The sequence below is a fragment of the Nonomuraea sediminis genome (assembly GCF_018531495.1).
Classification (GTDB): Bacteria; Actinomycetota; Actinomycetes; order Streptosporangiales; family Streptosporangiaceae; genus Nonomuraea; species Nonomuraea sediminis.
Genome location: NZ_JAHDTI010000006.1, coordinates 282549 through 296522, shown reverse-complemented (window position 1 = coordinate 296522; position 13974 = coordinate 282549). Strand labels below are relative to the sequence as shown.

General features: G+C 70.2%; 12 protein-coding genes. 8 read left to right on the top strand and 4 right to left on the bottom strand.

Annotation, left to right across the window (positions count from 1 at the left end):
- Positions 1-232: 232 nt before the first annotated feature.
- From KIK09_RS28400 to KIK09_RS28385, 4 genes are all read left to right on the top strand, one after another.
- Positions 233-1507, top strand: a complete 1275-nt coding sequence (locus tag KIK09_RS28400; RefSeq protein ID WP_214322426.1) for an aspartate aminotransferase family protein — start codon at positions 233-235, stop codon at positions 1505-1507.
- On the top strand, positions 1494-2999 hold the full coding sequence (locus KIK09_RS28395; protein WP_214322425.1) for a CoA-acylating methylmalonate-semialdehyde dehydrogenase: 1506 nt from the start codon (positions 1494-1496) through the stop codon (positions 2997-2999). The genes KIK09_RS28400 and KIK09_RS28395 overlap by 14 nt, the downstream gene beginning before the upstream one ends.
- Positions 3000-3069: 70 nt before the next feature.
- Entirely contained in the window at positions 3070-4188 is a 1119-nt protein-coding gene (locus KIK09_RS28390) for an extracellular solute-binding protein (protein ID WP_214322424.1), read from the top strand.
- Positions 4189-4200: 12 nt separating this feature from the next.
- Complete coding sequence (locus KIK09_RS28385; RefSeq protein WP_214322423.1) at positions 4201-4803, top strand: class I SAM-dependent methyltransferase; 603 nt, start codon at positions 4201-4203, stop codon at positions 4801-4803.
- 35 nt (positions 4804-4838) lie between these two features.
- Here the strand turns inward: KIK09_RS28385 and KIK09_RS28380 are convergent, their stop codons facing one another.
- The gene (locus KIK09_RS28380) at positions 4839-6266 is read right to left on the bottom strand and encodes an aldehyde dehydrogenase family protein (protein ID WP_214322422.1); all 1428 of its coding nucleotides are present in this window, start codon (positions 6264-6266) and stop codon (positions 4839-4841) included.
- A gap of 232 nt (positions 6267-6498) precedes the next feature.
- On the opposite strand from KIK09_RS28380, the gene KIK09_RS28375 reads away from it, so the two are divergent.
- A complete protein-coding gene (locus KIK09_RS28375; protein ID WP_214322421.1) occupies positions 6499-7125 on the top strand; it encodes a TetR/AcrR family transcriptional regulator in 627 nt (208 codons plus the stop codon).
- 1 nt (position 7126) lies between these two features.
- Here KIK09_RS28375 and KIK09_RS28370 read toward each other — a convergent pair whose 3' ends face one another.
- Positions 7127-8560 (bottom strand): PucR family transcriptional regulator, encoded by a 1434-nt coding sequence (locus tag KIK09_RS28370; RefSeq protein ID WP_214322420.1) that lies wholly within the window; start codon positions 8558-8560, stop codon positions 7127-7129.
- Positions 8561-8647: 87 nt separating this feature from the next.
- On the opposite strand from KIK09_RS28370, the gene gabT reads away from it, so the two are divergent.
- Together gabT and KIK09_RS28360 are read left to right on the top strand one after the other, a co-directional pair.
- Positions 8648-9964, top strand: coding sequence for a 4-aminobutyrate--2-oxoglutarate transaminase (gene gabT, locus KIK09_RS28365; protein ID WP_214322419.1), 1317 nt, complete (start codon positions 8648-8650; stop codon positions 9962-9964).
- A 173-nt stretch (positions 9965-10137) separates the two neighbouring features.
- A complete protein-coding gene (locus KIK09_RS28360) occupies positions 10138-10374 on the top strand; it encodes a hypothetical protein (protein ID WP_250573898.1) in 237 nt (78 codons plus the stop codon).
- Between the two features lie 4 nt (positions 10375-10378).
- Here the strand turns inward: KIK09_RS28360 and KIK09_RS28355 are convergent, their stop codons facing one another.
- Together KIK09_RS28355 and KIK09_RS28350 are read right to left on the bottom strand one after the other, a co-directional pair.
- Positions 10379-11509 carry a trypsin-like serine peptidase gene (locus tag KIK09_RS28355; protein ID WP_250573897.1) on the bottom strand — a complete coding sequence of 377 codons (1131 nt, stop codon included), beginning with the start codon at positions 11507-11509 and terminating at the stop codon, positions 10379-10381.
- 56 nt (positions 11510-11565) lie between these two features.
- A complete protein-coding gene (locus KIK09_RS28350) occupies positions 11566-12585 on the bottom strand; it encodes a trypsin-like serine peptidase (RefSeq protein ID WP_214322418.1) in 1020 nt (339 codons plus the stop codon).
- A 186-nt stretch (positions 12586-12771) separates the two neighbouring features.
- Here KIK09_RS28350 and dxr point away from each other — a divergent pair, with 186 nt between their 5' ends.
- Complete coding sequence (dxr, locus tag KIK09_RS28345; RefSeq protein WP_214322417.1) at positions 12772-13956, top strand: 1-deoxy-D-xylulose-5-phosphate reductoisomerase; 1185 nt, start codon at positions 12772-12774, stop codon at positions 13954-13956.
- Positions 13957-13974: the final 18 nt, after the last annotated feature.

The window sequence follows — 13974 nt, the reverse complement described above, 5'->3', positions numbered from 1 at the left end:
GCGGGAACGACCCGTAATCGGGCGTCGGCCGCCAGTGGGCTTTCTGTGTGCCTCTCGCGGCGTAGTCATCCGGCGGGGAGTACGCCGCCAGGCGGACGGGTAATCCCCTAGGGGCTGACGCCATGTCCATATGTCCGGACATATGTTATGGTGAACAGCATGTAAGACGATTCTCGAGCGCGCCGACAGGTTGGAGGTGGGAAGCCTGCTGCTCAGACGGGATACTCGTAGCATGTCGGAGCTACTCGCGCGCCACCGGGCAGTGATTCCCAACTGGGTGGCACTCAACTACAACGAGCCCATCGAGATCGTCAGCGGCAAGGGGAATCGCGTCGTCGACGCCGATGGCAAGAGCTACCTGGACTTCTTCGCCGGCATCCTCACCAACATGATCGGGTACGACGTGCCCGAGGTGCGCGAGGCCGTCGAGCGCCAGCTGGCCACGGGCGTGGTCCACACCAGCACCGTCTACCTGCTGCGCGGGCAGATCGAGCTGGCCGAGAAGATCGCCCGGCTCTCCGGCATCCCGAACGCCAAGGTGTTCTTCACCAACTCCGGCACCGAGGCCAACGAGACCGCGCTGCTGCTCGCCACCTACGCCCGCAAGAGCGACCAGGTGCTGGCCATGCGGCAGAGCTACCACGGCCGCAGCTTCGGCGCGATCAGCGTCACCTCCAACCGGTCGTGGAAGAACAACTCGCTCTCCCCGCTGAACGTCACCTTCCTGCACGGCGCCGACAGGCACCTGACCCAGTTCAAGGGGCTGTCGGACGCCGACTACATCAAGGTCTGCGTCGAGGACCTGCGCCACGTGCTGGCCACCACCGTCTCCAACGACGTGGCCGCGCTGATCGCCGAGCCGATCCAGGGCGTCGGCGGCTTCACCATGGCGCCCGACGGGCTGTTCGCCGCCTACAAGGAGGTCCTGGACGAGCAGGGCATCCTGTTCATCTCCGATGAGGTGCAGACCGGCTGGGGCCGCACCGGCAGCGCGTTCTTCGGCATCCAGAACCACGGCGTGACGCCGGACATGATGACCTTCGCCAAGGGCCTGGGCAACGGCTTCGCGGTCGGCGGCATCGTGGCCCGCGGCGACCTGATGGACGCCCTGCCCGCCGTCGGCCTGGCCACCTTCGGCGGCAACCCGATCTCCATGGCCGCGGCCAACGCGACCCTCGACTACGTGCTCGACCACGACCTCCAGGCGAACGCCGCCAGGACCGGCAAGATCATCATCGATGGTCTCCGCGAGGCCGCCAAGCGCCTGCCCCTGATCAAGGAGATCCGCGGCAAGGGCCTGATGTTCGCCATCGAGCTGGAGAACCCCGCGCAGGCCGCGCGGTTCATGGAGGAGACCAAGAAGGCGGGCCTGCTCGCCGGCAAGGGCGGGCTGTACGGCACGGCCATCCGGATGGCCCCGCCGCTGACCCTGACGGTGGACGAGGCCACGGAGGGCCTCGGCATCATCGTCAACGCTTTGGAGATCATCAACGATGAAGTTCGTTAACCACTGGATCAACGGCTCTCCTGCGGACGGCGACAGCCGTACACAGGAGATCTACAACCCGGCGACCGGTGAGGTGAGCGGCACGGTCGCGATGGCCTCCGTCGCGGACGTCGACGCCGCGGTCGCCGCCGCCGTCCAGGCGTGGCCCGCCTGGCGGGACGCGTCGCTGGTCAAGCGGGCACAGGTGCTGTTCCGCTTCCGCGAGCTGATGTACGCACACCGCGACGAGCTGGCCGCGCTGATCTCCGCCGAGCACGGCAAGGTCCACTCCGACGCGCTCGGCGAGGTGGCCCGCGGCCTGGAGGTCGTGGAGTTCGCCTGCGGCATCCCGCACCTGCTCAAGGGCGGCTTCTCCGAGGGCGTCTCGACCCGCGTCGACTCCTACTCCATCCGGCAGCCGCTGGGCGTCGTGGCCGGCATCACGCCGTTCAACTTCCCCGCCATGGTGCCGATGTGGATGTACCCGATCGCGATCGCCTGCGGCAACGCGTTCATCCTGAAGCCGTCGGAGAAGGACCCGTCGGCCTCGCTGCTGATGGCGCGGCTCTGGAAAGAGGCCGGGCTGCCCGACGGCATCTTCAACGTCGTGCAGGGCGACAAGGTTGCCGTCGACCGGCTGCTCCAGCACCCCGACGTGCAGGCCGTCTCCTTCGTCGGCTCCACCCCGATCGCCAGGTACGTCTACGAGACCGGCACCGCGCACGGCAAGCGCGTCCAGGCCCTCGGCGGGGCCAAGAACCACATGCTCGTGCTGCCCGACGCCGACCTCGACCTGGTCGCCGACTCGGCCGTCTCGGCGGGCTTCGGCTCGGCCGGCGAGCGCTGCATGGCGATCTCCGTCGTGCTTGCGGTCGACCCGGTCGGCGACGAGCTCGTCCAGAAGATCACCGAGCGCGTCTCCCGGCTGACCATCGGCCCCGGCGACGACGAGCGCTCCGAGATGGGCCCGCTGGTCACCGGCGTGCACCGCGACAAGGTCGCCTCCTACCTCGACCTGGGCGTCGAGGAGGGCGCCACGCTGGTCGTCGACGGCCGCAAGACGCAGATCCTGGGCGGAGCCGCCGCCGAGGACACCCCCGGCTTCTGGCTCGGCCCGACCGTGCTCGACCACGTGCCCGCCGGCTCGCGCACGCACACCGAGGAGATCTTCGGCCCGGTGCTGTCGGTCGTCCGCGTCTCCTCCTACGAGGAGGGGCTGGAGGTCATCAACGGCGGCGTGTACGGCAACGGCACGGCGATCTTCACCAACGACGGCGGCGCCGCCCGGCGCTTCCAGAACGAGGTGGAGGTCGGCATGGTCGGCATCAACGTGCCGATCCCCGTCCCGATGGCCTTCTACAGCTTCGGCGGCTGGAAGTCCTCGCTGTTCGGCGACACGCACGTGCACGGCACCGAGGGCGTCCACTTCTACACCCGGGGCAAGGTCATCACCTCCCGCTGGCTCGACCCGTCCCACGGCGGCGTCAACCTCGGCTTCCCCACCAACAAGTAGCGGTACGGCAGGCGCCCCGCGACCCCCTGGGCTCGCAGGGCGCCCGCGTGCTCGCGGTAGGCTCCACCACGTGAAACGCCGTACTCATGCCTGGACGCTGGCCCTTGCCGCCATCATGGGTGTGGCCGCGACGCCGACCCCCACCCCGACGGGCAGCCCCAGCCCCACGCCCAGCCCGAGCCCGACCGTGACCCCCACGGCGAGCCCCACGCAGAGCGACGGCACGCTGCAGATCATCACCTACCGCGGCTACGCCGAGTACGGCGCCACCACGCCCAAGGCCAACTGGGTCGGCACCTTCGAGAGGGTCACCGGCTGCCGCGTCGCCAAGCTCGACACCGTGCAGACCTCCGAGGAGATGGCCGAACGGGTCGCCAAACAGCCCTACGACCTGATCTCCGCCAGCCCCGACCTGGCCGGCGACCTCATCGCCACCAAGCAGGTGCAGCCCATCGACCCCGCCAAGGTGGCCGGCTTCACCGACATCCCCAAGCGGCTGCGCGACATGACCACCCAGGCGGGCAAGGTGTACGGCGTGCCGTACCTGTGGGGGTTCGACGAGTTCCTCTACGACTCCGGCAAGGTGAAGGGCGGCACGCTCGCGGACGTCTTCGGCTCGGACAAGGTCGCGCTCGCCGACACCCCGATGACGATCGCCGACGCGGCGCTCACCGACACCTCGGTCGACGACCCGTTCCAGCTGTCCAAGACGCAGCTGGACGCCGCGATGACGCTGCTCGGGCAGCACAAGGACCGCGTCTACTGGAAGAACCCGCTCGACCTGGTCAAGGGCTTCGCCACCGGGTCGCTGGAGTACGCCCAGGCCACGCCGTACTATCGCGTGCTGCTGCAGAACGCGGGGCTGCCGGTCAAGGCGGTCGAGGCCAAGCGGACCACCGGGTGGCTGGATTCCTGGATGCTCGGGGCCAACACCGCCAACACCCCCAACCTCGAGTGCGCCTACCGCTGGCTCACCTGGACGGCCGCGCCCACCGCCCAGCGGGCCGCCGCCACCTGGATGGGGCTGGCGCCGGCCAACGCCAAGGCGTGCAAGGTCAAGGGCAAGCTCATCCCGGTCTGCGAGATCTACGGCGCGGACAAGCCGAGCGGGCTGGACCGGGTGGCCTTCGAGGTACGCCCGCCCGACTACGCCGCCTGGACCGACAGGTGGCACGGCCTCATCGGCTAGAGTCCTCATCTCATGAGCGACATGGCGCGGGCCTTCGACGAGCTCGCCGACGACTACGACGACGACCACCACGACAAGCTCGCACGGGCCCTGGTGGAGCTGGCCGAGCCCGCGGCGGGTGACAGGATCGCCGACGTCGCCTGCGGGAACGGGGCGGTCTCCCTGGCCGTGGCGGAGCGCCTCCCCGGGCTGGCCGTCCCGATCGTGGCCGTCGACGTCTCTCCCGGGATGATCGCGGCCGGCCGGGCGCGGGCCGAGCGCCTCGGGCATGACGGTGCGATCGACTGGCGCGTCGGTACGGCGCTGCCGCTCCCGGTCCCCGACGCCTCGCTCGACCTGGTGTTCTGCTCCTCGGCGCTGCAGTTCATGGGCGCCGGGGCGCTGGCCGACTGGCACCGGGCGCTGCAGCCGGGCGGCCGTGCCGCCTTCACGCTGCCGGTGGCGTCCCTCTACAACCCTTCCGGCAGCTTCGCCGACCTGGTCGCCCGCGACCTGCCACTCCCGGCGACGCCGGAAGAGACGCAGGACCTCATCACGAACGCGGGCTTCACCGACCCCCGCGTCCACCTACTCGACCGCGTCTTCCTCGCGCTCGCCACCCGGCCCGGCTCCTGAGGATCTCTCCAGAGGGAGCCGGACCGGGGCCGGGCTCAGAGCGACAGGCCGGTGAGGACCATCACCTTCTCGTAGGTGTAGTCCTCCATGGCCGAGTGCAGGCCCTCGCGGCCGATGCCCGAGTCCTTGACGCCGCCGTAGGGCATCTGGTCGGCCCGGTAGGAGGGCACGTCGCCGATGATGACGCCGCCGACCTCGAGCTCCCTGTTGGCCTTGAACGCCGAGTCCAGCGATCGCGTGAACACGCCGGCCTGCAGGCCGTACCTGGAGTCGTTGACCATGGCGTAGGCCTCGTCGACCGACTCCACGGGCTCGAGGATCATGACGGGTCCGAAGACCTCCTCGCGCACCACCTTCGCGTCGTCGGGAACGTCCGCCAGAACCGTCGGGGCGATCGTGGCGCCCTCGCGGATGCCTCCGGCCAGGACGCGGGCGCCCGCGGCGACGGCCTCCTGGATCCAGACGTCGACCCGCTCCGCGGCTGCCTCCGAGACCAGCGGCCCGACCTGGGTCTTCTCGTCGAGCGGGTCGCCGGTGACGAGCGCGGAGACGGCCGGGAGCAGCTTGTCGACGAACGCGTCGTAGACCGGCCGCTCGACGATCACCCGCTGTACGGCGATGCAGCTCTGCCCCGCCTGGTAGTTGGAGAACAGCGCGATGCGCTGCGCCGCCCAGTCGAGGTCGGCGTCGGCCAGCACCACGGCCGCCGCGTTGCCGCCGAGCTCGAGCGTCACGTGCTTGCGCGGGATCTGGTCGGCGATGGCGTAGCCGACCGGCGCCGAGCCGGTGAACGACACGATCGGCAGCCGCGGGTCGTCGACCAGCGCCGAGGCGCGCTCGTTCTCGATCGGCAGCACCGAGAACATCCCGGCGGGCAGATCGGTCTCGGCCAGGATCTCGCCGAGCACGAGCGACGACAGCGGCGTGGCCGGCGCCGGCTTGACGATCACCGGCGCGCCGACCGCGATGGCCGGGGCGACCTTGTGGGCGACGAGGTTCAGCGGGAAGTTGAACGGTGTGATCGCCAGCACGGGGCCGTACGGCACGCGGGTGACGTAGGCCAGGCGCCCGGCCGCGGCGGCCTCGGTGTCGAGGCGCTGTACCTCGCCGGAGAAGCGCCGGGTCTCCTCCGCGGCGAAGCGGAAGGTGGAGATGGCCCGGTTGACCTCGCCGCGCGCCCACGTGATGGGCTTGCCGTTCTCGGCGGTGATCAGGTGGGCGATCTCGTCGGCCCGCTCCGCGATGCGCCGCGAGACGTGAGCGAGCGCCTCGGCGCGTACGTGGATCGGCAGCGCGGCGGCCTGCTTGGCGACGGCGTGTGCGGCCGCGATGGCCTCTTCGACCTGGGCATCGGTCGGCACGGAGTACCGGCCGACCTCGCGACCGTCGTGGGGATTGGTCACGGTGAGCTCGACGTCCCCGGTTGCGGGGCGTCCTGCGAGCCAGAAGGTGCGCACGTCCATGTCTCTGACGTTATGCCAAGCGGCCCGCAAGCGATTTACACCAGGGTGCACAAGAGCCCGCTCGAGCCCCTCCGTTAAGTACAAGCGTCGATGTTTACCCAACATGTAACAGATGTAGGCCTAATTGGGGATGTTTACCGTGTGGAGCGGTTTGAACGATCTCCGCTAGGGCTAAGTCATCCGAGTGCGGGTCTCCGAGCGGCGAGCCCCAGAGTAGAAGGGTTGGGCCCCGATGACATCCTCGGCGCCGCTCGGACTTCAGGGCGCCTACTTGCTGGGCGAACGTGCGACACATGACGAGCTGCGCGCACGCTTGCTCGATGTCGCCGTGAACCTGCTCGGTTCCGACGGGCCTGAGAGTTTGACGATGCGCAGGATCGCCACGGAGGCGGGCTGCACCACCACCGTCATCTACACGATGTTCGGCAACCGGGAAGGCCTGGCAGAGGCCCTCTATCTGGAAGGCTTCGAACGCTTCCGCCGTTACCTCGAGGCGGTCCCGCAGCGCAAGGACCCCTTCGACTACCTGACCGCGCTCGGCCCCGCCTACCGGGAGGCATGCCTGGCCGAGCCCGGCTACTACAGCCTGATGTTCGAGCGGGCGATCCCCGGCTTCGAACCCAGCGAGCGTGCCAGGACCCTGGCCCGCGCCGCCCTCAACATCCTGGACCGGGTGATCTCTGACTGCATCTCGGCCGGCTACCTCGTGCCCACCCAGCCCCGCAAGATCGCCGACGCGCTGTGGGCGGCCGCCCAGGGCGCCATCAGCCTGGAACGCGCCGGGCACCTGCGCGACGGCCGCACCTACGAGGCCGTCACCACGGCCACGATCTGCTGCTACCTGATCGAGAAGAAGTAGCTCACCCGGTACGGCGGGCCGTTTCGAGCGCGATCCACAGCTCGGCACGGACCCCGGGGTCGTCCAGGTCGCGGCCGAGGAGTTCGGCGACCCGGCGCATGCGGTAGCGCAGCGTGTGCCGGTGGATGCCGAGCCGCTGCGCCGCCGCGTCCCAGTGGCCGTTGCTGTCCAGGTAGGCCCGCAGCGACTCGATCAGGTCGGCGCGCGAGCCGTACATGGTCAGCGGCGCGAGCAGCGTGGCCGAGAACGCCTGGGCGTCGGCGGGGTCGATCAGCGCGAGCAGCCCCTGCCCGGCCAGTTCGGCGAAGCGCACCGGCTTGTCCGTGGCGGCGCCGAGCGCGCGGAGCGCCTGGTCGAGCCCGCTGCGCAGATCGGAGTACGGGCACGGGCCGCTCACCCCGACCCGGCCGCTGAGGGGGGTGTCCTGTCCCACGATCGCGACGGCCTGCCGCTCCCAGCGGGCGGCGAAGGCGTGGGGTTCGAGCTCGTCCAGTGCCTCGCCGGGGGCGGCCAGGACGACGACCGGCTCCTCGGGCAGCCTGACCCCGAGCGGGCCGACGACCGCTCTGGCCTGCTCCACGGACCCGGCCAGCAGCAGGGTCAGGACCGCGGACCGTACCCGGCGCTCGGCCTCGCGCTGGGTCGTGCCCTGCTCCACCGCCAGGGTGAGCAGCGATCCCGCCGCGTTGATGACGGTGTGGGTGACCGGCGAGAGCGCGGTGGCCGCGCCCGCGGCGAAGAACCCGCGCGGCCGGGGCCCGCCGCCCAGCGGCTGGACGACCACGTGCTCGTCGGGACCGGAGATGGAGATGCTGGACGGCCACCGCTCTCCTGCGTGCGCGTGCGCACGCTCGGGGCTGCTCTCGCGCAGGCGGGCGAGTTCGGCGACGAGCCACTGGGTGCGCGCGCCCGGCGAGGCGTGCCGTACCTCTCCCGACTCGTCGAGCAGGACGGCCCAGCCGCCCACCTCGCGGGCGAGCCGGTCGATGACCGCGTGCATGCCCTCGGGCTTGAGCGCGGCCCGGGTCAGGCGGCCCTGGGCGGCGAAGGCGCGGGTGATCTCGTCGTACTGCTCGGCGGCCAGGTACTCGCTGACCATCTTGCCGACGGCGATGAACGGCGTCTCGCGGGGCACCTCGACCAGCGGCAGGTCGGCTGACTTGGCGGCCTCGACCAGCGCGCCGGGCACCTGCTCGTGCGTGAGTCCGACCCCGAAGCCCAGCCCCGCCACGCCCCGCTCCACCAACCGGCCCACATACCCCGAAAAATCATCGGAGAGCCGCATCCCGGTGGTGAGCACCAGCTCGGACCCCTCCAGGAACGGCGTGGGATCCTCCAGTTCGCTCACCGCGACCCACCGCACGGCTGACTCCATCGACCCGGCGAGCGGGACGAGCCCCATCCGCCGCACCACGGTCCGTAGGGTTGGGGCCATTTGTTGTCCATTCCGGCGAAGACAGGCCCTTCCAGTGTGACATATCGACGTATCGGCGCAGGTCATCCAGGGTCGTAACGTGCCAATATGAGCATTCCGCAGGAGCGTCGTCTCGTCACCGCCATCCCTGGACCGAAGTCGCAGGAGCTGCTGGCCCGCAAGCAGGCGGCCGTCCCCCCGGGCATCGGCACCACGCTGCCGGTGTTCGTGACGCGCGCCGGTGGCGGCGTGATCGAGGACATCGACGGCAACTCCCTGATCGACTTCGGCTCCGGCATCGCCGTGACCAGCGTCGGCAACTCCGCGCCCCGGGTGGTCGAGCGGGTGCAGAAGCAGGTCGCCGACTTCACCCACACCTGTTTCATGGTCACCCCGTACGAGTCGTACGTGAACGTCTGCGAGAAGCTCAACGAGCTCACGCCCGGTGACCATGAGAAGCGCAGCTTCCTGGTGAACTCCGGCGCCGAGGCCGTGGAGAACGCAGTCAAGGTGGCCCGCCTGGCCACCGGCCGCCAGGCGGTCGTCGTCTTCGACCACGGCTACCACGGCCGGACGCTGCTGACGATGACGCTGACGGCCAAGAACATGCCCTACAAGCAGGGCTTCGGCCCGTACGCGCCCGAGGTGTACCGGGTGCCGCTGCCCTACCCGTTCCGCTGGCCGGGCGAGAACCCGGCCGAGGAGGCCTACGCCCAGGCCGTCGACGTGATCGAGAAGCAGATCGGCGCCAAGAACGTGGCCGCGGTCGTCATCGAGCCGATCGCCGGCGAGGGCGGCTTCATCGAGCCCGCCAAGGGCTTCCTGCCCCGCATCGCCGAGTTCTGCAAGGCCAACGGCATCGTCTTCGTCGCCGACGAGGTGCAGACCGGCTTCGCCCGCACCGGCGACCTGTTCGCCTGCGAGGACGAGGGCGTCGTGCCCGACATCATCTGCACCGCCAAGGGCATCGCCGGCGGCCTGCCGCTGGCCGGTGTCACCGGCTGCGCCGAGATCATGGACAAGGTCCACGTGGGCGGCCTGGGCGGCACCTACGGCGGCAACCCGCTGGCCTGCGAGGCGGCCCTGGCCGTACTCGAGACGATCGAGCAGGAGGACCTGGTCGGCAAGGCGCGCAGGATCGGCGAGATCATGCTGCCGCGCCTGAAGGCCATGCAGGAGCGCCACCCCGTCATCGGCGACGTGCGCGGCCGCGGCGCGATGATCGCGATCGAGCTGGTCAAGCCGGGCACCAAGGAGCCCAACCCCGAGGCGCTGGCCGAGGTCGTCAAGCGCTGCCACGCCGAGGGCCTGCTCGTGCTGACCGCCGGCACCTACGGCAACGTGCTGCGCTTCCTGCCGCCGCTGGTCATGCCCGAGCACCTGCTGGAGGAGGGCCTGACCATCCTGGAGAAGGCTTTCGCCTAGCTATTACCGAAAACAGGCCATCCAGCTTGCGGCTGGATGGCCTGTTTTGTGGTTGTACGGCAGGCCACCCCGCCGCGATTTCACTCTTGCTTGACGCCCACGTAGCCGATCACGGGGCCGGGCGCGGTTATAACGGATCCGGATATGGGTGTGCTAGCGCCGCGGGGAGCGTGATGAACTGGGGCCCGACCGGAACGGCTCATCGGATGGTGACGTTCGATCCCGAGGGGATGAGCAGCGCGCAACTGTTCGGTGAGGCCTGCGTCGTCTGTCACAAGAAGTGGCCCAGGCCCCGCGTCCGTGTCGGCCGCTTCCCTGATGACACCGCGGTCCTGGCCTGCTCCGACTGCGCCGAGGCCCTCCTGCCCGCCCCGCTGGCCACCGTGGTGTCCTTCCCCGTCAAGGCCTAGATCGTCAGGCGTGTTCGGCCGTGGTGAACAGCGTCCTGGTCGAGTCGCCGAAGTACGGGCCGTACATGGTGCGCTGGTCGTCGCTGTACTTGAAGCTGCTGACCGAGGTCATCGTGCCCTTGCCGGTGGCGGGGTCGAAGGCCGACAGCCAGGGGCCGCCGCTGGAGCCGGCGGTCATGTCGCAGCCGAGGCCCTGGTCGCGCGTCTGGCCGTAGGGGTCGTCGCGGACGTGGCCCGCGCAGTAGACCAGGTGCTCGCCGTCGTAGGGCGGGTCGGCGGGGTAGCCGAAGCTGTAGGTCTGGGCGCCGCGGGCGGCGTTGAAGGCGATCTCCTGGGCGCCCACCGCGTCCTGGACGTGCCTGCCCGAGGACGTGCCGAGCGCGACCATGCCGATGTCGTAGCTGTCGTCGGCCGAACGGGACCAGGGGCCCGCGACGAACATGCGGCGGGCGGTGAACGAGCCGTAGGGCTGCTCGCCGCCCTCGCCGTAGCCGGGGACGAAGGTCCAGTTGTCGGCCCATTCGCCCGTGCCGTCCTTGACGCAGTGGCCCGCGGTGACGACGACGTCGCGGTTGGCGCTCCTGACCGTGCCCGCCGAGCAGACGAAGTCGACGCCGCCGAGCGTCAGGAAGACCCTGCCGGTGGTCCTGGCCACCGCGCCGTCCGTGGCCCAGCGGGTGCCGGCCGTACTGCCGGCGGGCCTCGCCGACTGGTGGCGCGGGGTGGCGATGCGCGCCGTACCGCCCGCGACCTCAGGAGCCGCGCCCAGCCCTGTCCTGCCCGTCAGCCCGGACGCCAGTCCACCACCGCGGCCCGTGAGTCCGGGCGCCAGGCCGCCACCGCGGCCGGTCAGCCCCGGCAGGAGGCCGCCGCCCTTGGTGACGATGCCGAGCAGGTCGATCGGCAGGGCCTGGGCCATGCGCTGCGGCGTCCAATAGTCGAGCACGCGCCGCTGGTCCGCACCGGTGCGGGCGGCCTCGTGCTCGACGACCTCGCTCCGCGGCTCGCCACGCACCGCGGGGGACACGGCCGGACGGATGGTCTGCTGCTGGACGGGCGTCGCGCCGACGAGGGCCGGGCCCATCAGCCCCGCGAGAAGCGGGGCCGCCGCAAGCAGGGGGGTGCTCAGGGTCATGGCCCACGAGTCTGCACTACGAGATGTGTCCTTGCGGCTACTTTCGGTAAATAGCTTCAGAGTGCGTTCGTGGCCTGCGCGCTCTGATACACGGCCTGCGCTTCCGTCCCGAAATAAGGGCCGAACATCCAGTTCGGGGCGAAGTTGTATTTGAAGCTGTTAACGGAATTCTGCGTGCCGAGTCCCGTCGATTCGTTGAAATTCTGGAACCACGGTCCGCCGCTCGAGCCGCCGGTCATGTTGCAGGTCAGACCGTGGTCCTTGGACATCAGGAAGTCGTCGAACGTGCGTCCCGCGCAGTAGATGAGCTTCGACCCGTCGTACGGCGCGGCCGCCGGGTAACCGAAGGCGTGCATCTGCACCCGGCGCCCCTGGTTGAACGCCACGCCCTGCCCGCCGACCGCGTCGGTCAGGGACTTGCCCTGCAGCGGCGCGACCACGGCGGCGGCCACGTCGAAGTTGATGTCCTCGCTGGAGTCCCACTGCGGGGTGGTGATCAGCTTGGTGGCCGCCCAGGTGCCGTAAGGCCGCTGCCCCTGGTCGTATCCGGGGACGAACACCCAGTTGGTGTGGTAGTCGCCGCCCAGCTTCACGCAGTGCCCGGCGGTGAGCACGACGCTCTTGTTCGCGCTGGTCACGGCCGAGCCCGAGCACGAGGCGTTGCGCCCCTGGTAGGTGAAGAAGATGCGCCCGGTGGTCTTGACCACCGCGCCGCCGCCCGTCCACGCGGCGCCGCCGCTGTTGGCGGCCTGCGGCTCCGGCTTCGGGTTGCCGCCGGGCGAGGTGGGCGGGGCCGTCCACGGGGTGCCGTCGGTCGGCTCGCCGGGGCCGCCCACGGCCATCCGCAGGTTCCGCTTGGGCTGCGGGGCGTCGAGCGGCTTGGCCGCCTCCATCTTCTGCGGGGTCCAGTACTGCAGGACTGCCTTCTGCTCGGACTTCGTGTCGGCGGCCGCCTCCGTGACGGGCTTGGGTTCGGTGTTCTTGACCTGCGCCTGCGCCTGCGCGCTCACGACTGGGAGCAGGGCGCCCCCCGCGCTGAGCGTGAGGACGGAAAGCAGAGCGAGTCTGCGGTGCATTAGGTACCTCCCGAAACCGGATCTGAGGTTGGAAGGTAGCGGCACTAATATCCGGATTTCTCAAGATTTGCGCATACGGATATAGCGATATTCCGGCATAAATTCACTCAATTATCTGACGTCACATAAGTGTGGTCAGTTGGGGGTGCGTGTCTGGCCACGGCGCGTAGTGGGGACAATGGACGCGTGCACGCAGACTCCCTCCGCTCCGTCGTCGTCCTCGGGTCCACCGGCTCCGTCGGCACCCAGGCCCTCGACGTCATCACCGCGAACCCGACCGGCTTCGACGTCGTGGCCCTGGCCGCGGGAGGTGGCAAGGTCGACCTCCTGGCCAGGCAGGCGGCCCAGGTGGGCGCCCAGGCGGTGGCCGTCGCCGACGCGGCGGCCGTACCGGCGCTGCGCGAAGCCCTCGAGCAGCACGGAGCGCGGGCGCGCGTGCTCGCGGGGCCCGAGGGCGTGGCCGAGGTGGCCGCGATGCCGTGCGACCTGGTGCTCAACGGGATCACCGGGGCGCTCGGGCTGACCTCGACGCTGGTGGCGCTGGAGGCGGGGCGGTTGCTCGCGCTGGCCAACAAGGAGTCGCTGATCATCGGCGGGCCGCTGGTCAAGCGGCTGGCCAAGCCCGGGCAGATCCTGCCCGTCGACTCCGAGCACTCGGCGTTGCAGCAGTGCCTGTGGGCCGCGGGGCCAACCGGTCACGACCCTGACGCGGTGCGCAAGCTGATCATCACGGCCAGCGGCGGGCCGTTCCGCGGCAGGAAGAGGTCCGAGCTGGCGGACGTGACGCCGGAGATGGCGCTGGCCCATCCGACCTGGAACATGGGGCCCGTCATCACGATCAACTCGGCCACGCTGGTCAACAAGGGGCTGGAGGTCATCGAGGCGCACCTGCTGTTCGAGGTGGGCTTCGACCGGATCGAGGTGGTCGTGCACCCGCAGTCGATCATCCACTCCATGGTGGAGTACGTCGACGGGTCCACCATCGCGCAGGCCAGCCCGCCCGACATGCGGCTGCCGATCGCGCTGGCGCTCGGGCATCCTGGGCGCATCCCCGGCTGTGCCCAGCCGGTCGACTGGACCAAGGCGGGCGCCTGGACCTTCGAGCCGCTCGACAGCGAGGCCTTCCCGTCCGTGGCGCTGGCCCGGCACGTGGGCGGCGAGGGGGGCACCGCCCCCGCCGTGTACAACGCGGCCAACGAGGTGTGCGTGGACGCCTTCATGCGGCGGGAACTGCCGTTCCTGGCCATCGTCGACACCGTGGCCAAGGTCGTCGACGAGCACGACGTCAGCCCGGCCGGGTCGGTGGAGGAGGTGCTGGCCGCCGACGCGTGGGCGCGAGCACGGGCGGGAGAGCTCGTGCGCGGTGCCTAGACTGGATTCCGTTATCGC